Source organism: Riemerella anatipestifer (assembly GCF_009663465.1).
Lineage (GTDB): Bacteria > Bacteroidota > Bacteroidia > Flavobacteriales > Weeksellaceae > Riemerella > Riemerella anatipestifer_C.
The window spans coordinates 385,294-404,582 of the sequence record NZ_QXHU01000002.1 but is presented as its reverse complement, the minus strand read 5'-3'; the positions used below and the strand labels follow the sequence as shown (position 1 = coordinate 404,582).

Sequence of the window (19,289 nt, the reverse complement as noted above, 5' to 3'; positions counted from 1 at the left end):
AAGCGAATGAATTTATAACTATCATTTTAGTTAAGAAATATCTGATACTTATTATACTGCTGAATTTTATACAAAAGTTCTGCACTTATATTGATTTTCTTCTGTATTGATGGTAATTCTAGCTCCGTTTCATCATTAGGATTTTTAAGATAGAAACTTAACTTATGCTCTCCGTGATGAGAGAGTAAATCGTTTTGGAAGAAATCAATATCAGCTCTTCTAATATCAGTAATATCTGCTACAATAGATAGTGATTTTGCATATTTTTCAAAGGCATCTTTAAGGTCTATCACTTCATTTATATTCACAAAAACTCTACCGTCCTTAGAAATTACCATTTTTATCTTAACAATCACAAATCTTTGTAAAGCTAACTTTTCTCTAAGACGCATATAATCTCTATCTCCTAAACGAAAACCATACGACCCACTATAATCTTCCAAGGTCAAAAATGCAATTTTTTCTCCACTATTTTTACCATCTCTTATGGTATATTCTGTAATTAGCCCTGCCACGGTATATTCTTTAGCCGCATCATTAATTTTTCTTAGTTCTTTCCAAGCCTCTTTCTCCGAGAATAAATTAGGATTGATGCTACTTGCAATATTATCTTTAAAGGCTTCTACTTCATCTAAATTTAAAAAATTAAAACTCCCCTTAGGTTCTACATTTTTAACTTCCTCCTCCACTATTTCTCCATCTTCACCTTCTACCAAATCCAAGTCTACCGCTAAATCTGGTTCATCTTCCGTATCTTCTATTAAAACCGATTCTTTTGGGATAGATTGCAATTCTTCTAAGATTTCATCTTTTTGAGATAAGACTTCTTTTTTACTCAATTCACCTTGTATAAAGCGAAACTGATATTTATACTCATCTAACGGGTGAGCTGATAAGTAGAATCCTATAATTTCTTTCTCCTTATTAAGTTTATGCATATTTTGCCACTCCATAGCTGGTGCTATTTTAGGCTGTTCTATTTGTATTTCCTCTGCAAAATCCGCAAAAAGAGAGTTTTCCACCTCATTTTTACTTTCCTGGAAACTTTGTCCATATCTAATGAGTTTCTCTATATTAGTTTTACCAGAGTTATCAATATCAAAATATTGTGCTCTATGGTAGGTATCCACCTCATCAAACGCTCCTGCCATTACCAAACTCTCCACCACTCTTTTATTCACTTGTGACGGGGTTACTCTTTCAAAGAAGTCATAGATATTTTTAAATTTTCCTTTCGCTCTTTCTTGGCTAATTGCTTCACTAGGACCTTCACCAATACCCTTTATCGCCCCTAAACCAAACCTTATCTGTCCTTTATCATTCACCGAAAATTTATACTGACTTTCATTAACATCTGGTCCTAAAACATCTACACCCATAGCTCTACAATCTTCCATAAACATTGTGATTTGTGCCGTGTTGTTAATGTTATTACTCATCACACTCGCCATATACTCGGCTGGATAATTTGCCTTTAAAAACGCCGTTTGATAAGCAATAAGTGCATAACAAGTAGAGTGAGATTTGTTAAATGCATATTCTGCAAATGCCTTCCAATCGTTCCAAATTTTATTGAGTTTTTCTTCGTCTAGATTATTCTTTTTACCACCTTCTATAAACTTAGGGTACATCTTATTAAGAACATCTATCTGTTTTTTCCCCATAGCCTTTCTCAAAGTATCTGCTTCACCTTTGGTAAAGTTTGCCAATTTTTGAGACAAAAGCATTACCTGCTCCTGATAAACAGTAATTCCGTAAGTTTCTTTAAGGTATTCTTCGGTCTCTGGGAGGTCGTAAATAATTTCTTCAATGCCGTGTTTACGATTGATAAAGTTAGGAATATACTTAATTGGTCCTGGACGATACAAAGCATTCATCGCAATTAAATCCGCAAAAACGGTAGGCTTTAATTCCCTCATATATTTTTGCATACCAGGGCTTTCGTATTGGAAAATCCCTATGGTTCTTCCCTCTTTAAAAAGTTGATAAGTCTTAGCATCATCTAAAGAAATTTCATCTGGATTGATGTCTATACCGTGCCTTTCTTTTACGAGTTTAAGCGCATCTTTAATGATAGTTAAAGTCCTCAGCCCTAAAAAGTCCATTTTTAAAAGCCCCGCACTTTCTGCCACCGAGTTATCAAACTGAGAGACCAAAATATCGGCATCTTTAGCTGCTATCGAGATAGGCACCAAATTAGAAATATCTTCAGGTGTAATAATCACTCCACAAGCATGGATTCCTGTATTTCTAATGCAACCTTCCATTTTTTTCGCCGAATCTAACACGGGGAAACGCTGGTCGTTAGGATTGTCTAAAACCGCCTTCATTTCATCAACCAAAACTTTATCTTCATCTTTAAGTTTATCGTATTTAGACAAAGCCTTAGCAATGTTCATTCCTGGTACAGAAGGCACAAGTTTCGCAATATTATTGGTTTCTGGAATAGGAACATCTAGCACCCTACCCGCATCTTTAATCGCCGACTTTCCACCCAAAACAGAGTAGGTAATAATCTGTGCTACATTAGATTTACCGTATTTATCAATAACCCATTTAATGATTCTATCCCTTCCTTCATCATCAAAATCAATATCAATATCGGGCATTGAAATTCTTTCAGGATTTAAAAAACGCTCAAAAAGGAGGTCATATTTTATAGGGTCTACATTGGTAATCCCAATACAATAAGCCACCGCCGAACCTGCCGCCGAACCCCTACCAGGACCTACCCATACGCCCATCTTTCTCGCTTCGTTACAAAAATCTTGAACAATCAAGAAATACCCTGGATAGCCTGTATTAGCAATAATTTCTAGCTCAAAATCTAGCCTTTCTCTTATATCATCAGTAATTTCATCATAACGCTTCTTAGCTCCTTCATAGGTAAGGTGTCGCAGATAGGCATTTTCTCCCCTTTTGCCACCGTCTTTCAAATCTTCCTCAGATTGAAACTCTTCTGGAATATCAAATTTAGGCAACAAAACATCTCTTTTAAGAGTATAAGGTTCAAATTTTGACAACAATTCTGTATAAGCCTCAAAAGCGTCTGGATACTGTCTAAAGCACTGCTTAAGTTCCTCTGCATCTTTGATGTAAAACTCTTGAGACCTCAATCCTTTTCTCTTGCCAAAGCCTTTCCCTACTGGTGTGGATAGCTTTTCGCCATCTTTGATACAACTTACAATATCTTGAATATTAGCATCAGATTTATCAGTATAAAAAGTTTCATTTTGGGCTAAAATTTTCACATTGTATCTATCTGCAAAATCTAGCAAAACCTCATTCAAATGCTCCTCTTCTTGCAAACCGTGATTTTGAAGCTGAACATAGAAATCCCCACCGAAAGTTTCCTTCCACCACTTAAATCGTTCTTCTCCTTTTTGCTCACCAAAATTCAAAATAGCATCTGGAATATCTCCATAAATACCCGATGTTACCGCAATAACATCTTCTTTGTACTGTGCCACCATCTCCCTAGACACCCTAGGTACACCAAAATAAAAACCATTAACATATCCTAAACTGGACAACTTCGCTAAATTTTTATAACCATTAAAGTTTTTAGCGAGAAGTACAACATTAGTTCTTCTGTCAGGGTCGTCTTTGGTAAATTGTTTTTGCTCTGGACGGTCAGAAATATAGAATTCGCAGCCCAATACCGCCATAAGTTCTTTAGATTCTGGAGCATTTTCATTGAAATCTACACCCTCTTCTTCCGCTTTTTGTTTATTAACTAAATATTCTTGATGAGCTTTTTTAACGCCAGAATTGTATTTTTCTACATCAGAAACGAATTTGAAAGCCCCCATCATATTACCTAAATCTACCATACCAACAGCAGGAAACTGATTATTTTTAGCCTTATCAATCAAATCTCCTATGGAAGTGGTAGACTGTAAAGATGAAAAGATACTATGATTATGAAAATTGAAATAATCACCAAGTTCAATCTCACTAATATCGCCAAAATCGGTTCTTTTTTTCTTTTTATTAAAGTCCTCTACTTGCCTCCTGATAACAATCGCAAACGGACGAATAGGACTCGGGTGGTTTTCTTGATAAACCTTAAGCTGCTCTTCCGAAATTTTAAGCGTTTCCGCAGGAATAATCCCAACACGCATCATTTCAAAAAAGACTTGTGCCGTGGCATTTACATCGGCAGCAGCATTGTGAGCTTCATCAAATTTTTCACCATAGAGTTTTTCGTAAAGCTCCTCCAATTTGGGCGGTTTATACTTTCCGTTCCTACCTCCTCCAAGCTGACAGTAGTCTGTCCCAAGTGCCATAGTATCGGCAGATGGAATTTTTTCTAACACATTTTCTATAGACTTTCTATAAAATTCCGCTCCCACAATATTATAATCAAACTCAATATTGTGTCCAGCGACTATCTTTGTTTTTTTTAGGACTTCTCTAAACTCTTCTAAAACTTCCACCAAATCTCGCCCTTGCTCGTGAGCCATTTTAGTAGAAATCCCGTGTATCCTAGTAGCATTGAACGGAATATCATAACCCTCTGGCTTGATGATATAATCTTGATTTTCCACTAAATTACCCTCTTCATCGTGCAGCTGCCAAGCTATCTGCACCATTCTCGGCCAGTTATCCGAATCTGATAATGGAGCATTAAAATTCTTTGGTAATCCCGTAGTTTCCGTGTCAAAAATAAGATACATACACCTTTGTTTTTAGAGCGTAAAAATAGAGAAAATAAAATAAAAATAGAGTATAGAATTTAGGGCTGAAAAGGGATTTTATTAAATCAAAAGGGCACTACCACAAATACTTGTTGTGGGATACAAAAAAAAATACTAAATTTGCAACTTCATACATAATAATCATTAAATAATATTGGAATGTATTTAACTAAAGAAAAAAAGGCAGAAATCTTCGCAAAGCACGGAAAATCTGCACAGGACACAGGTAGTGCAGAAGGGCAAATCGCTCTTTTCACTTACAGAATTAACCACCTATCTCAGCACTTAAAGTCTAATCACAAAGACTTCGCTACTGAGAAATCACTTGTTAAAATGGTAGGTAAAAGAAAAAGATTATTAGATTATCTTAAAAACAAAGATATCGAAAGATATAGAGCAATTATTGCTGAACTAGGATTAAGAAAATAATCAGTCCAAAAAGACATCAGAAGCAACTCTTATTTGAGTTGCTTTTGTTTTTAGTATAACTAAAGTTCTAAGAACTTGTAATATTAGTCTGTAAAAAAAGTATTAACTTTGCAAACAAGACGTTTAAAAGAATATTAACCATATCTGCCTAAAGAAGTAACGCAGATAAACATTGGAGATAACGCTCCAATACATTAACATTTTAATTTTTATGAATGCACCACAAGCAATCACCGAAACCATTCTGCTGAAAGACGGCAGAGAAATCACTATTGAAACAGGTAAATTAGCTAAACAAGCTGATGGAGCCGTAGTTGTAAAAATGGGAGGCACTATGCTACTAGCAACGGTAGTAGCCGCTAAGGAAGCTAATCCTGGCGTAGATTTCTTGCCTCTTACTGTAGATTATAGAGAAAAATTTGGAGCGGCAGGAAGAATCCCTGGTAACTTTTTCAGAAGAGAAGCAAAACCTTCTGATGATGAAGTCCTCACAATGCGTCTAGTGGACAGAGTTATCAGACCATTATTCCCTAGCGATTTCCATGCGGAAGTTCAAGTAATGATTTCTCTTATCTCTTACGACGAAAAAGTAATGCCAGACTCATTAGCTGGTCTTGCTGCATCAGCCGCTATTGCGATTACAGATATTCCTTTCAACGGACCATTTTCGGAAGTTAGAGTCATCAAAAAAGACGGCGTTCTTAGCATCAATCCTAGCTGGGAAACTTTACAAAGTGGCGTGGAACTAGATATTATGGTAGGAGCTACTAAAGACTCTATCGTAATGGTAGAAGGTGAGATGGACGAAATTACCGAGCAGGAAATGCTAGAAGCTATTACTTTTGCTCATCAAGAAATTAAAACACAAGTAGAAGCTCAAGAAAGATTGGCTCAAAAAGTGGGCAAAGCCTTCCCAAAAAGAGAATATTGCCACGAAACCCACGATGAAGAATTAAAAAAACAAATCTGGGACTATGCTTACCAAAAGTATTACGACATTGCTAAAAACCCTAGTGCAAAAGAAGAAAGAGGAGAGAAATTCTCCGCAGTAGTAGAGGAATTTTTAGCACAATATACAGAAGAAGAATTAGAAGAAAAAGCAGATTTAGCTAAAGTTTACTTCCACGATGTACAAAAAGAAGCTGTACGCCAACTTATCTTAAACGAGAACATACGTTTAGATGGGAGAAACAACCAACAAATTCGTCCTATTTGGAGTGAAGTAGATTATCTTCCTGCCGCACACGGTTCTTCTGTATTTACTAGAGGCGAAACTCAATCGCTTACTACGGTTACTTTAGGCTCTCTTATGGACGCTAACAGAATTGACAGCGTTATCACTCAACACGACGAAAGATTTTATCTACATTATAACTTCCCACCATTTTCAACAGGTGAAGCTAGACCACTTAGAGGTACTTCTAGAAGAGAAGTTGGACACGGTAACTTGGCTCAAAGAGCTTTAAAAGTGATGATTCCAGAGGAAACGCCATATACTATTCGTATTGTTTCGGACATTTTAGAATCTAATGGTTCGTCTTCTATGGCTACGGTATGTGCTGGCACACTAGCGCTTATGGATGCAGGTATCCCGATGAGAAAACCTGTTTCTGGTATCGCTATGGGGCTTATTACCGATAAAGAGTCTGGAAAATGGACAGTACTATCTGATATTTTAGGCGACGAAGACCATCTAGGAGATATGGACTTTAAAGTAACTGGTACAGAAAACGGTATTACTGCTTGTCAAATGGACATTAAAATCCAAGGGCTTACAATGGATATTATGGAGCAGGCTCTAATGCAGGCTAAAAACGGAAGACTTCATATCCTTGGGGAAATGCTTAAAACAATTTCTGAACCTAGAGCAGATGTTAAGCCTCACGCACCTAAGATGGTAATGATGGAAATCCCTAAAGACTTCATTGGTGCTGTAATAGGACCTGGTGGTAAGGTAATCCAGCAGATGCAAAAAGAAACAGGCACTGTAATTACCATAGAGGAAAAGGGTGAAATAGGCTACATAGAAATATCTGGAACTGATAGAGAAAAGATAAATGCAGCTATCGCTCAAATCAACGAAATCACTTTCATTCCAATAGTTGGAGAAGTTTACCAGGGTAAAGTAGTAAAAGTGATGGATTTTGGTGCTTTCGTTCAGCTAGCCAAAGGTACAGAGGGACTTTTACACATTTCGGAGATTGATTGGAAGAGAACCGACAAAGTACCTTACAAAGAAGGAGATGTGGTAGAAGTGAAATTTATGGGATACGATGACCGTAAGAAAATGAAACTTTCTAGAAAAGTACTCCTCCCAAAACCTCCAAGAGAAGAGAAATCTAAATAATAATAATACATCTATACTGAACGGCTGCTCTAGAGTAGCCGTTTTTTCGTTAGAAAAAAGTTACCTCAAGAGTTTTTTTAGAATAAATCATCTTGTTTTAGCTTTTTCACAAGTAGTATTTAGTTCTCGAAAGGTTGTTTTAACTTTCCCGCTATTGTGGTTTAGGACAATCTGTCTTGTTTTAGCTTTTTCACAAGTGGTATTTAGTTCTCACAAGGTTGTTTTAACTTTCCCTCTATTGTGGTTTAGGACAATCTGTCTTATTTTAACTTTCTCACCAAGAGATTTTAATATAAATAAAGCCGATTTTAATTGATACAGGCTTATTTAGCGGTACAAAAGAGCATTGGGTTTTACCAAAACCATCTTAAAATAAGTCATTAGTAGGGAAATATTATACCTATATCTCAATCTCATTAAAGTTAAACTATTTTAAAATAAGCAATGGGCTGAGAAACTCTAATTCTATAAGTGTATATTTGCATTAAAAATTAGAGCGAATGTTTTCAAAAATTATTGTTCATAAAGTAGGAAATAAAATCAATCAGGAAAATCTGTTTTTATCTTCGCAGTGTTTGGAGCTAGAAGATGATATGAAAGAACAATTAGAAGAGTTTTTTTTAAAGGCTTTTAAATCCGAAGAGCAATTTCAGTTTTATAGTGATACTTATCTTTCTAACAACCCTATATACAGTTCTATTTCGGAAATTTTTGAAGACCCTGCAAAATTTCAGTGGGAATCCGAAAATATAGCAAAACACCTCTACGAAATTACTGAAAACCCTCGTGTACAAAGTGGCGAACTCTTTATTGTTTATTTTGAAGGCGAAGAAACCGATGCAGGAAAAATAGACTCCATAGGGATTTTTAAAACAGAACGAAAAGAGCCTTTCCTTAAAATAAATGCTAACGAAGACGATGACTACCTCATTGAAAAAGACTACGGCATCGGACTTTCTAAACTAGACAAAGGAGCCATTATCTACAACAATAATAAAGAATTAGGCTATGTAGTTTCTGTAGTGGATAACAACAAAAATGGAGATTTGTACTATTGGTTTGAAGATTTTTTAAAGGTAAGACAAAGAGAAGACGACTATTTTCATACTCAAGAAACGCTTTCCGTCTACAAAGATTACATTACTAAACAACTGCCTCAAGAGTTTGAAGTAACTAAAGCAGACCAAGCCGATTTCCTTAACAAATCCATCAATTTCTTTAAAGAAAAGGAGCAATTTGATTTTGAAGAATTCAGTCAAGAAGTATTGCAAGACGAAAACATTGTAGAGAGTTTCATCAACTTTAAAACCGACTATGAACAAGACACCCAAATGTCTATTTCCGAAGCTTTCCCTATCAATCCTACCGCTGTAAAAAAACAACAAAGACACTTTAAAAGTGTGATAAAACTGGATAAAAACTTCCATATCTATGTACACGGCGACCGTAAAATGATAGAAACAGGGCAAGATGAAAAAGGAAAATTCTACCGCCTTTACTTTGAGGAAGAACAATAAGCCTCTTTATTTTTTGGCTATAAAAACTAATAGTTGTAAATTTGGGAACTATCAAAAAGAACAAATTATAAATCAAAAATAAAAATATTATGAAAGTTACCGTAGTAGGAGCAGGAGCTGTAGGAGCTAGCTGTGCTGAGTATATCGCAATGAAAAACTTCTGTTCAGAAGTTGTATTAGTGGACATCAAAGAAGGTTTTGCAGAGGGTAAAGCAATGGATTTGATGCAGACCGCATCACTTAATGGTTTTGATACTAAAATTACAGGCTCTACTTCTGATTATTCTAAAACAGCAGGGTCTCAAGTGGCTGTAATCACTTCTGGTATTCCTAGAAAGCCAGGTATGACGAGAGAGGAGCTTATCGGCATCAATGCTGGTATTGTTAAAGAAGTTACAGAAAACTTAATTAAGCACTCTCCTAATGTAATTATTATCGTAGTATCTAACCCTATGGATACTATGGCTTACCTTGTTCACAAAACTTCTGGTCTTCCTAAAGAGAGAATCATCGGTATGGGTGGTGCTTTGGATAGTGCTAGATTCAAATACAGATTGGCAGAAGCCCTAGAATGCCCTATCTCTGATGTAGATGGTATGGTTATCGCAGCTCACTCTGACACAGGTATGCTTCCTCTAATGAGTAAAGCAACAAGAAACGGAGTATCTGTTTCTGAATTCTTAAACGAAGAAAAACAAAACTATGTAGTAGAAGAAACTAAAGTAGGTGGGGCTACCCTTACTAAATTATTAGGAACTTCTGCTTGGTATGCACCAGGAGCGGCAGTATCTACCATTGTTCAAGCTATTGCTTGCGACCAGAAAAAAATGATTCCGTGTTCTGTAATGCTTAACGGAGAATACGGACAAAACGACATCTGCCTAGGCGTACCTGTAATTATTGGTAAAAATGGGGTTGAAAAAATCGTGGAAATATCTTTAACAGACGCTGAAAAAGAAAAATTCGTTACGGCAGCTAATGCAGTAAGAGAAGTCAATGGTGATTTAAAGTTCTAAATCTCATAGTATAAATTTTCTTAATATAAGGATTGAAGTTCTAGTAATTTCAATCCTTATATTTTTTGTAAGAGTAGGTATTTTAGCGTAATTTTGAGGCAGAATAGATTACACAATGCCTCTCCTACCCGAACATATCACTAAACTACTCTATGATACACTTGCCCATTTTTGGGGCTATCAAGAGTTTAGAGAACCACAGGAAGAAATTATCAGCTCTATCATTATGGGGCAGGATACTTTCGCTCTCTTGCCTACAGGAGGCGGAAAATCTTTGTGTTATCAGCTCCCTGCATTAGTTTTAGAAGGTACTTGCATTGTGGTTTCTCCACTTTTGGCTCTAATGAAAGACCAAGTATATCAACTAAAAAGCAAAGGGATAGAAGCCGAATACCTAAGTTCAGAATTAGACGAAGCCCAAGCAGAACAAATCTATTCACTTTGTATTGAGGGAACTACCAAAATACTATTTGTATCTCCCGAAAGGCTTACCAACAGTGTTTTTCTTCAAAAAATAGAAGAAATTAAAGTCTCTTTTTTAGCGGTGGACGAAGCCCATTGTATCTCCGAGTGGGGACAAGACTTTCGCCCAAGCTACCAAAACATCTATAAATTTAGAAAAGACCGACTGAAAGATTTGCCCGTTTTAGCTCTTACAGCTACGGCTACTCCAAAGGTATTAGAGGATATTAAGTCTAAACTCAATCTAAAAACACCACAGATATTTCAAAAGAGTTTTGAACGGACGAATATTAAAATACACACAGAAGAATGTTCCGACAAGTATTCTAGAATTTTAAATTTAGTAAAAAACCACCCTTATTCGGGAATTATATATGCTTCTACGAGAAAGGAAACTCAACAACTCACCGAGTTCCTGCAACATAATGGAATTCCTAATGTTGATTTTTACCACGCTGGACTGCCACTTAAAGAAAAACACCAAAAACAGAATCAGTGGCTACATTCTAACAATGGAGTTCTAGTGGCTACCAACGCTTTTGGAATGGGCATAGACAAAGATAATGTACGATATGTGATACACCTATCTCCACCTAGTTCGGTAGAAAACTATTACCAAGAAATCGGGAGAGGAGGTAGAGATGGCGAACCAGCCTTCGCTTATTTGTTATGGAACAAGTATGAACTTTCTAATTCTGACGAAATACTCAAACAACAAATTCCTAACAAAGAGAGTTTTAAAAAGGCTATATCTTACCTCTATTCTTTATTTCAGATAGCTGATTTTGAACTTCCTGAACAGACTTTTCAGTTTAATATTAGACAATGGCAACGGCTTACCAAAATACCTTTAGCCTCGCTTAAAAATATTTTGAGCTTCCTGCATAATCAAGAAGTCATCTATTATAACAACCTTAAATCTAAATCTAGCATAGAGTTAAACATAGAGGTGGAAGACTTTGAAAGTCTAGCTTCTCAAGATGCCTATTTTATAGAAATGTTGTTAAGACATCTATCTGGATTTTCGCATCATAAAGTTAGCTTTAGAGAAGAGCATTTAGCTCATAAAATCAACACCAACCCTACCGTACTAAAGCAACGCCTCCTAGAACTTGCCGACAAAGACTATATTAACTATATAGATGGGGCTTTAGCTAGTATTAGATTTCTTATTCCTAGAGATAATGCAAGTTTTGGTGGTAAATGGTGGCATCTTTTTCTGGAAATACAAAAAAACAAAGTTCAGAAATGGGAAGAAATGAAGTTTTTTGTTCAATCCGAAAAGTATTGCAAAATGAAAATGATATTATCTTATTTCGGAGAGAAAAAGGCTCAAAATTGTGGGCAATGCTCGGTTTGTTTGTCTCGTAAAACCTCGCTATCTTCTGCCCAAAACCCGATACTTAAAGTTTTAGCAATAAGACCTTGTACTTTAGAAGACCTCTCGGCACAGATACCACATCTATCGAGAGAAAAGCTATTAGAACAAGTGATTCTTCTGCTAGATACCGATAAAATTAAAATGCTTAACTATAAAACTTATACAATAAACCAATGACAAAACCTTTAAAAGTAGTATTCTTCGGAACACCAGATTTTGCTAAACATAACTTAGAAGCCATACATCACTCTCAACATCAAGTAGTAGGTGTAGTTACAGTAGCCGATAAAGCCAGCGGAAGAGGTCAAAAAATAACAGCTTCGCCTGTTAAAGAATATGCACTAGAGCAAGGTCTGCCCATCTATCAGCCAGAAAAACTTAGAAATCCTGACTTTCTAGAAGCAATGAAACAACTAGAAGCCGATGTTTTCGTAGTGGTGGCGTTCCGTATGATGCCGAAAGTTTTGTTTGAAATTCCTCGTTTGGGTACTTTTAACCTGCACGCTTCATTATTGCCTGATTACAGAGGTGCAGCTCCTATCAATTTCGCTATTATCAATGGAGAAACCACCACAGGTGTTACTACTTTTTTCATCAACGAAAAAATAGATGAGGGTAACATTCTCCTGCAAAAAGAACTAAGTATTGCTCCTGATGAAGACGCAGGAAGCCTACACGACAGACTTATGACCATAGGTGGCGAACTCATTGTAGAAACCCTAGACGGCTTATCTGCTAATAGTATTACAGAGCAACCTCAACCCATTGTAGCCGAACCTAAAAATGCTTTCAAAATCTTTAAAGAAGACACCAGAATCAATTGGAACGACACAGGAGTGAATCTGCATAACTTTGTACGAGGTCTATCTCCCTACCCTACTGCTTTTACCAACATCAAAATTGGAGAAGAAGAAAAATCGCTTAAAATTTACAAAGGTTACTTTCAACCATCTGAACATTCTCACCAAGCCGGAGAGATTGAAATAACTAAAAATAGTTTTAAAATCTATACTAAAGATGGCATCTATTTCCCCGAAGAACTACAACTGCAAGGTAAAAAAAGAATGCCTGTGAAAGATTTTCTCAACGGTTTTAGAGATTTTGATAATATAAAACTCTTCTCATAATTTTCAATAAACAATATTCAACCCCAAAAATCCTTATTTTTGTAATCTAAAGAATTAGCATTGAAACATACGAATCATTTAATGTTGGTAGATAACCTCTCTCCTCAGCAACCTATAGGCGTGTTTGATTCTGGTGTGGGAGGACTTACCGTAGCCAAAGAAATCAAAAGGCAAATGCCTCACGAAAACATCATCTATTTTGGGGATACCAAACATTTACCTTACGGAGATAAATCTAAAGAAGCCATTGTTAGATTTTCAGAAAAAATAGCCGAGTTTTTACTAGAGCAAAACTGTAAAGCCATCGTAATCGCTTGTAACTCTGCCACGGCTAATGCACTGAAAGAAGTTAAAGAATTGGTAGGAAATAGAGCGATTGTTTTTGATGTGGTTAATCCTGTTGCGGAAAAGATAGCTTATGAAATTCATACCAATGTAGGCGTTATTGCAACTAAAGCTACCGTAAATGCAGGAATTTATAAGAAAAGCATCAGACGCTTTAACAAATTTATAAAGGTAGATGAGCTAGCCACACCACTTTTAGTTCCCGCAATAGAGGAAGGTTTTAAAAATCACCCTATTACTCATTCTATTTTATATCATTATTTGAGTAATAGTAAGCTAAAGAACATTGAAACACTGATTTTAGGGTGCACACATTATCCGCTATTATTAGAGGAAATTAAGCAATATTACGGCAGTAGAGTAAGAGTGATTGATTCGCCTAGTATTGTAGCAAATTATATTAAAATTTCTTTAGAAAAACATCATTTACTTAATTCTGAACAGAAAACAACAGAGATGAAGTTTTATCTTTCGGATTTGACTAAAAACTTTGAAAAAATATCTAAAAAGTTTTTTGGGAAGAGTATAGATTTAGAACTTAAAGTACTTTAAAATAATAAATACCCAATCCGAATTTTATAAGCTTTTACAAACGGTGTCTATCTACAATCGCAGTATGGATATGTCTTTTGTGTATTCTATCGCTCAGGGAGAAAAGGCTATGTTGGATAATTTTAAAAAAATTGTAGGGATTGTATCTATTCCGATAGCTATAAAAGCCTATCCTTGGTTAAAGGCTTTACAAGAAAGTATTTCTCTAATTAGCTATTTGTGCACGGCAGATGATGTGATGAAGCTCACGGACAAACTATTCGACTTTAGAGGTCCTGTGGTAATCTCCGAAGTACATGATGAAGTTTATATAAATCAACATCTTAATTTATATAATAACATTATACCAGTACCTGTAAAAGACTCTAGTTATGATAGTAATAGCGGTGATTCTGCATTAAGAGACTTTCTAGAGTTAAAGACAGTTGTAGCGGGGCATATTAAAAATATAAAAGAACCAATTATTGAAATAAAATGAAAACGATTATCTATTACATCAGCATCTTTATTCTTGTTATCTCCTGTCAAGAGAGAAAGAAAAATCAAGATTTAGGATTTATCGAAACCAAGCCATTTTCTAAAAATAATTATTATAAGTATGATAATGTTTTTTTTAGAAACAAGCCACAAGATATAGACTCTTTTCGTTCTTATATTTATACAACTGTAGAGCCCTCAGAAAAAAATAAAAGTCTACCTAAGAAAATTTATGCTCTTTCGTTTGATAGAAGATGGAAAGAAGGGTTTAATTATTTTAAAAATGAGTTAAAAGGTAAAGATTTATCTTACTTAGAAGTGAATAATAAAATTGTCGTTAGAAGGTTTTATTTTGAATACATGTTTGATTCTGAGTTTGATAAATTTACTAATTTAGAGAGTTTTACAAAATATTTAAAATCAAAAAAACTAGATTATAAAGTTATAAAATCTAGAAAAATAAATTCAATAAATGTACTTGATACTGATGAAATTGACATTGAAATTCAAAAAAAGTTCTACAAAGTTATTTTGAATGAAAGATTAGGTGAGAGTTTCCTTTTTTACGACAAAAAAGATACTGTAAATTTTAATATATATCGAAATACTTTAACTCTTTTTTTTTAGATGAAAAATCTAATACAAAAGAGCCAGCTATTGAGATAAAATGAAAACCATTATCCATTATATCAGCATCTTTATTCTTGTTATCTCCTGTCAAGAGAGAAAGAAAAATCAAGATTTAGGATTTATCGAAACCAAGCCATTTTCTAAAAATAATTATTATAAGTATGATAATGGTTTTTTTAGAAACAAGCCACAAGATATAGACTCTTTTCGTTCTTACATTTATACGATTGTAGAACCTTTAGAAGAGGATGAAAATTTACCCAAAAGAATTTTTGGTATAATAAGGCGACACAAGTGGAAAAAAAGCATCAACTATTTTGATAAGGAATTAAAAGGTAAAAATTTATCGTATTTAGAGATAAATAATAAAATTGTTTTTAGAAATTTTTATTTTGAATACAGACTTGATTCTGATTTTGATAAATTTACTAATTTAGAGAGTTTTACAAAATATTTAAAATCAAAAAAACTAGATTATAAAGTTATAAAATCTAGAAAAATAAATTCAATAAATGTACTTGATACTGATGAAATTGACATTGAAATTCAAAAAAAGTTCTACAAAGTTATTTTGAATGAAAGATTAGGTGTGAGTTACCTTTTTTACGACAGAAAAGATACTGTAAATTTTAATTTATATCGAACTAATTTAATTGATTTTTTTAGATAAATCGTCTATATTAAAAACATAAAAGAATCAATTATTGAGATAAAATGAAAACCATTATCCATTACATCAGCATCTTTATTCTTGTTATCTCCTGTCAAGATAGAAAGAAAAATCAAGATTTTATGGATATATTAAAATCAACTAAAGTTTTATTTTTAATCTTACTTATTTTGTTCTCTTGTAGAGAAATACCAAGAACAAGATCTGAAGCTGAACATAAAACTATTGTATTACGTAATTGGGACTTGAAAAAGTTTCCTATACATAAGGTTTCCTTGAAGAGTTACCAAAAAGGGAGCGATTTTACTATTCAAGAATTAGAATTTATGTTAGATTCTGTAGCTGATGCGAAGTATAATGAAGCAATTTACTTAGAGTTTTATGCGAAAATGCCTATGGATAAGGATTATAAATTAACGATTAATGATTCCGTATTGTATATGATAAAAGATATTGAAACAAGTTATGTCATCACACCTTACATGCCTTCGGCTATCGATTCCACTTATAATATGATAAAATCATTAAATATCAATGGTAAAGAATATATATTTGAACAACCACGTGTTTTTCAAATCCCCAAAGAAGCATTGAATAAAGGTATTGTATTTTAAATTAGTTTTTTACGATGACAGTACTAAAGTTAAACAATATTTTTCTTATACTTTGTTTATTATCAATTGGATGTATCAATAAAGAGAAGGAAAAAAGAGAGAAAAAAATATTTTGTAATCAAGAAGAAAATATAAATTATTATTATAAAAATGATTTGCGAGTATGGTTTATAGGGGAAAATATTGAGAAAATAAAGCAAATTGATATTTGTCAGATACGAGATGGACAAATTATTAATGAGCTAAAATATACAACATTAGAACATGATGAGGTTAAGTTATTAACCCCTCCATTATTAAAAACAAGAGATAGTTTAAAGATTACAATAAATAAGACCAAAGATATTTATGTTTATAATTTTAAAAACTATGCTAAGTATGGTGGTAAAAATTTTTTGGGATGTTATTTTTTTTATTATACAGTCGAAGGTAGAGAGCTTGCAGACGATGCGTTAATAAGAATTTTTTTAGATGATTTTCGTATTAAACAAAATTAAATATATGTATTTTCTAAGATTTTTTGGAGAGGGGGAAATTCTTCTCAAAGGGAGCGCCAAGATTATTCGAAATCTTACCTTATGGACGAACGGAAATATCAATGTGAATGCACCTTTGCCGCAGGAGAAAATAAGATAGAAAGTAACGATTAAATTTGTGTATCAAGTCTTGTGAATAGAAGCAAGATTAGCAATTCTAAAATAATATATTTTTAATACTCATAAACTTATCCAAAAAAATTAAACTGGCTTATAAACAATTCAAATAAAATGTGTATATCAGTCATTCAACCAAATTAGTTGCAGAGTTATAATTAAACCAATATGTTGTGGCATATATTTTAATTGTAAACCATAGAAAATCAATATATTGTTTACAATAGTAATGACAAATTATTTAGTTTTGGCTACATTTCACAGCATAAGATATACTAAAGCTTCAAGCACTTTAAAAAAAAATTAAAGCAAAATCTATTAAAAAATAGACGAAAAAGCCCCTAAAAAATGACAAAATACAGAGAACTTCTCTTCACAAGATAGAGCAAGGTGTTAAAATATATCAACCTGAATTCGATTAATAATTTTGAGTAAAAGTATTGCATAAAAAGAGAAAAAACCGTATACTTAAGTTATTTATATTCAAATATTTAATAACTATTTCTCATGATTAACCTTGATAAAATTACGGATATTTTTTGTACTGTTGATGAATTTTGTACTGAATTTGAAAAATTCACACAACCTTTTTTAGTTGGAACCCCTCCAAAGAAGACCCCAAAGATGAGTAATTCGGAAGTTATCACCATTATGATTCTTTTTCATCTCAGCGACTTTAGAACATTTAAGCACTTTTACATTTATTATATACAGAAGCATATGCAGGAAGAATTTCCTAAAACCGTTTCCTACAAATGATTTACGGAACTTATGCAGTCTAACTTGATAGCTCTTACGATGTTTGCCAAAACCTATGCTATAGGCGAGATCCTAAGCTTCTGCGTTACCCAAGCCAATGTGGATGACAGAGAGCCTCTTAAATCAGATTGACAACGTCTAAAAAATCTGTAATCACCAAATAATTAAAGCTGATTTTTAGGAAGATAGATTAAAAATTATTATAAAGGGATATTTGTTGAATGCCTATTATTTAATAGTAAATAGAGGTTAATTGCTCTTTTATCTCCTAAAACCATAAACCTAAAAATCATTATATTTGCGAAAAATACAACTATGAACCCTTTTATAGAAGAACTTAAATGGCGTGGTTTAGTCCACGATATGATGCCTGGCACAGAAGACTTGCTAAATAAAGAAATGACGAAGGCTTATATCGGTTTTGACCCTACAGCCGACTCACTGCATATCGGAAGTTTAATTCCTATTAAAATATTGGCTCATTTTCAGCAACATGGGCACAAGCCTATCGCACTAGTAGGTGGTGCTACGGGAATGATTGGAGACCCTTCTGGAAAGTCTGCAGAAAGAAATCTTTTAGATGAAGCTACATTAAAACATTATGAAGAATGTATCAAAGGTCAGCTTTCTCGTTTATTAGATTTTGAAAGCGATAGCCCTAACAAGGCAGAACTCGTAAATAATTACGATTGGATGAAATCTATCTCTTTCCTTGAATTTGCTAGAGATATCGGAAAGCACATCACAGTAAATTATATGATGGCAAAAGATTCTGTAAAGAAAAGATTTTCTGGCGATGCAGGTGTTGAAGGTATGAGTTTTACGGAGTTTACCTATCAGCTTCTACAAGGGTATGATTTTCTTCATCTTTACCAAAATCAAGGTGTTAAACTTCAGATGGGAGGCTCAGATCAATGGGGAAATATCACTACTGGTACTGAACTCATTAGAAGAAAAGCACAAGGAGAGGCTTATGCACTTACAGTTCCGCTAATTACGAAAGCTGATGGTACCAAATTCGGAAAGAGTGAAGCTGGTGAAAATATTTGGTTAGATGCTAAAAAGACTTCTCCGTACCGTTTTTATCAGTTTTGGCTTAATGCTACTGATGAAGATGCAGAACGCTTTATTAAATTCTATACTTTCCTTAATAAAGAGGAAATAGAAGACCTTATAAACGAGCATAGAGAAGCTCCTCACGAAAGAAAACTACAAAAGAAACTGGCACAAGAAGTAACCTCTTGGGTACACGGAGAAGCAGAGTATCAAAAAGCGGTTAAGGCTTCTGAAATTCTCTTTGGTCGTTCTACAGCAGAGGATTTGGTGGCACTAGATGAGGCCACATTTTTAGATATTTTTGATGGTGTACCTCAGCAAGAACTATCTAGAAAGGAACTTGTTGGAATAAACATTACCGACTTATTAGCGGATTCAGGGTTTTTAAAATCAAAAGGAGAGGCTAAAAGAGAACTAAAAGGAAATGCCATTTCTGTCAACAAATCCAAAGTAAATGAGGAGTTTTGTCTATCTGAAAAGGATTTTATAGACGATAAGTTTATTCTTTTACAAAAAGGGAAAAAGAGTTATTTCATAGTAAAAGCCATTTAATT

General features: G+C 34.1%; 15 protein-coding genes. 14 read left to right on the top strand and 1 reads right to left on the bottom strand.

Annotated features, from left to right (window positions below; translation table 11 throughout):
• Positions 1 to 26 precede the first annotated feature (26 nt).
• Positions 27 to 4,679 (bottom strand): DNA polymerase III subunit alpha, encoded by a 4,653-nt coding sequence (gene dnaE / locus D1003_RS04240; RefSeq protein ID WP_153935844.1) that lies wholly within the window; start codon positions 4,677 to 4,679, stop codon positions 27 to 29.
• Positions 4,680 to 4,859: 180 nt separating this feature from the next.
• On the opposite strand from dnaE, the gene rpsO reads away from it, so the two are divergent.
• From rpsO to tyrS, 14 genes are all read left to right on the top strand, one after another.
• Positions 4,860 to 5,129 (top strand): 30S ribosomal protein S15, encoded by a 270-nt coding sequence (gene rpsO / locus D1003_RS04235; RefSeq protein ID WP_004918697.1) that lies wholly within the window; start codon positions 4,860 to 4,862, stop codon positions 5,127 to 5,129.
• 211 nt (positions 5,130 to 5,340) lie between these two features.
• Positions 5,341 to 7,476: a polyribonucleotide nucleotidyltransferase gene (locus D1003_RS04230; protein WP_014938187.1), complete on the top strand. Its 2,136-nt coding sequence runs from the start codon at positions 5,341 to 5,343 to the stop codon at positions 7,474 to 7,476.
• 500 nt (positions 7,477 to 7,976) lie between these two features.
• On the top strand, positions 7,977 to 8,993 hold the full coding sequence (locus tag D1003_RS04225; protein WP_107046061.1) for a nucleoid-associated protein: 1,017 nt from the start codon (positions 7,977 to 7,979) through the stop codon (positions 8,991 to 8,993).
• A gap of 89 nt (positions 8,994 to 9,082) precedes the next feature.
• Positions 9,083 to 10,009, top strand: a complete 927-nt coding sequence (locus tag D1003_RS04220; protein WP_153935843.1) for a malate dehydrogenase — start codon at positions 9,083 to 9,085, stop codon at positions 10,007 to 10,009.
• 115 nt (positions 10,010 to 10,124) lie between these two features.
• Positions 10,125 to 12,029: an ATP-dependent DNA helicase RecQ gene (locus D1003_RS04215; protein ID WP_153935842.1), complete on the top strand. Its 1,905-nt coding sequence runs from the start codon at positions 10,125 to 10,127 to the stop codon at positions 12,027 to 12,029.
• Positions 12,026 to 12,979, top strand: coding sequence for a methionyl-tRNA formyltransferase (gene fmt, locus D1003_RS04210; RefSeq protein WP_153935841.1), 954 nt, complete (start codon positions 12,026 to 12,028; stop codon positions 12,977 to 12,979). The genes D1003_RS04215 and fmt overlap by 4 nt, the downstream gene beginning before the upstream one ends.
• An 81-nt stretch (positions 12,980 to 13,060) precedes the next feature.
• Complete coding sequence (murI, locus tag D1003_RS04205; RefSeq protein ID WP_153935890.1) at positions 13,061 to 13,876, top strand: glutamate racemase; 816 nt, start codon at positions 13,061 to 13,063, stop codon at positions 13,874 to 13,876.
• A 64-nt stretch (positions 13,877 to 13,940) separates the two neighbouring features.
• Positions 13,941 to 14,354 (top strand): hypothetical protein, encoded by a 414-nt coding sequence (locus D1003_RS04200; RefSeq protein ID WP_153935840.1) that lies wholly within the window; start codon positions 13,941 to 13,943, stop codon positions 14,352 to 14,354.
• Positions 14,351 to 14,980, top strand: a complete 630-nt coding sequence (locus D1003_RS04195) for a hypothetical protein (RefSeq protein WP_153935839.1) — start codon at positions 14,351 to 14,353, stop codon at positions 14,978 to 14,980. Before D1003_RS04200 ends, D1003_RS04195 begins: the two co-directional genes overlap by 4 nt.
• A 40-nt stretch (positions 14,981 to 15,020) precedes the next feature.
• A complete protein-coding gene (locus tag D1003_RS04190; protein ID WP_153935838.1) occupies positions 15,021 to 15,653 on the top strand; it encodes a hypothetical protein in 633 nt (210 codons plus the stop codon).
• A 44-nt stretch (positions 15,654 to 15,697) separates the two neighbouring features.
• The gene (locus tag D1003_RS04185; RefSeq protein ID WP_153935837.1) at positions 15,698 to 16,267 is read left to right on the top strand and encodes a hypothetical protein; all 570 of its coding nucleotides are present in this window, start codon (positions 15,698 to 15,700) and stop codon (positions 16,265 to 16,267) included.
• A 14-nt stretch (positions 16,268 to 16,281) separates the two neighbouring features.
• Positions 16,282 to 16,764: a hypothetical protein gene (locus D1003_RS04180; RefSeq protein WP_153935836.1), complete on the top strand. Its 483-nt coding sequence runs from the start codon at positions 16,282 to 16,284 to the stop codon at positions 16,762 to 16,764.
• Positions 16,765 to 16,768: 4 nt separating this feature from the next.
• Positions 16,769 to 16,903: a hypothetical protein gene (locus tag D1003_RS11205; RefSeq protein WP_260393312.1), complete on the top strand. Its 135-nt coding sequence runs from the start codon at positions 16,769 to 16,771 to the stop codon at positions 16,901 to 16,903.
• A gap of 1,091 nt (positions 16,904 to 17,994) precedes the next feature.
• Positions 17,995 to 19,287: a tyrosine--tRNA ligase gene (gene tyrS, locus D1003_RS04175; RefSeq protein WP_052910073.1), complete on the top strand. Its 1,293-nt coding sequence runs from the start codon at positions 17,995 to 17,997 to the stop codon at positions 19,285 to 19,287.
• Positions 19,288 to 19,289: the final 2 nt, after the last annotated feature.

Bases quoted from the DNA above. Each gene is read 5' to 3' on its own strand.
- dnaE (WP_153935844.1), bottom strand. From the start codon at position 4,679: ATGTATCTTATTTTTGACACGGAAACTACGGGATTACCAAAGAATTTT.
- rpsO (WP_004918697.1), top strand. From the start codon at position 4,860: ATGTATTTAACTAAAGAAAAAAAGGCAGAAATCTTCGCAAAGCACGGA.
- D1003_RS04230 (WP_014938187.1), top strand. From the start codon at position 5,341: ATGAATGCACCACAAGCAATCACCGAAACCATTCTGCTGAAAGACGGC.
- D1003_RS04225 (WP_107046061.1), top strand. From the start codon at position 7,977: ATGTTTTCAAAAATTATTGTTCATAAAGTAGGAAATAAAATCAATCAG.
- D1003_RS04220 (WP_153935843.1), top strand. From the start codon at position 9,083: ATGAAAGTTACCGTAGTAGGAGCAGGAGCTGTAGGAGCTAGCTGTGCT.
- D1003_RS04215 (WP_153935842.1), top strand. From the start codon at position 10,125: ATGCCTCTCCTACCCGAACATATCACTAAACTACTCTATGATACACTT.
- fmt (WP_153935841.1), top strand. From the start codon at position 12,026: ATGACAAAACCTTTAAAAGTAGTATTCTTCGGAACACCAGATTTTGCT.
- murI (WP_153935890.1), top strand. From the start codon at position 13,061: ATGTTGGTAGATAACCTCTCTCCTCAGCAACCTATAGGCGTGTTTGAT.
- D1003_RS04200 (WP_153935840.1), top strand. From the start codon at position 13,941: ATGGATATGTCTTTTGTGTATTCTATCGCTCAGGGAGAAAAGGCTATG.
- D1003_RS04195 (WP_153935839.1), top strand. From the start codon at position 14,351: ATGAAAACGATTATCTATTACATCAGCATCTTTATTCTTGTTATCTCC.
- D1003_RS04190 (WP_153935838.1), top strand. From the start codon at position 15,021: ATGAAAACCATTATCCATTATATCAGCATCTTTATTCTTGTTATCTCC.
- D1003_RS04185 (WP_153935837.1), top strand. From the start codon at position 15,698: ATGAAAACCATTATCCATTACATCAGCATCTTTATTCTTGTTATCTCC.
- D1003_RS04180 (WP_153935836.1), top strand. From the start codon at position 16,282: ATGACAGTACTAAAGTTAAACAATATTTTTCTTATACTTTGTTTATTA.
- D1003_RS11205 (WP_260393312.1), top strand. From the start codon at position 16,769: ATGTATTTTCTAAGATTTTTTGGAGAGGGGGAAATTCTTCTCAAAGGG.
- tyrS (WP_052910073.1), top strand. From the start codon at position 17,995: ATGAACCCTTTTATAGAAGAACTTAAATGGCGTGGTTTAGTCCACGAT.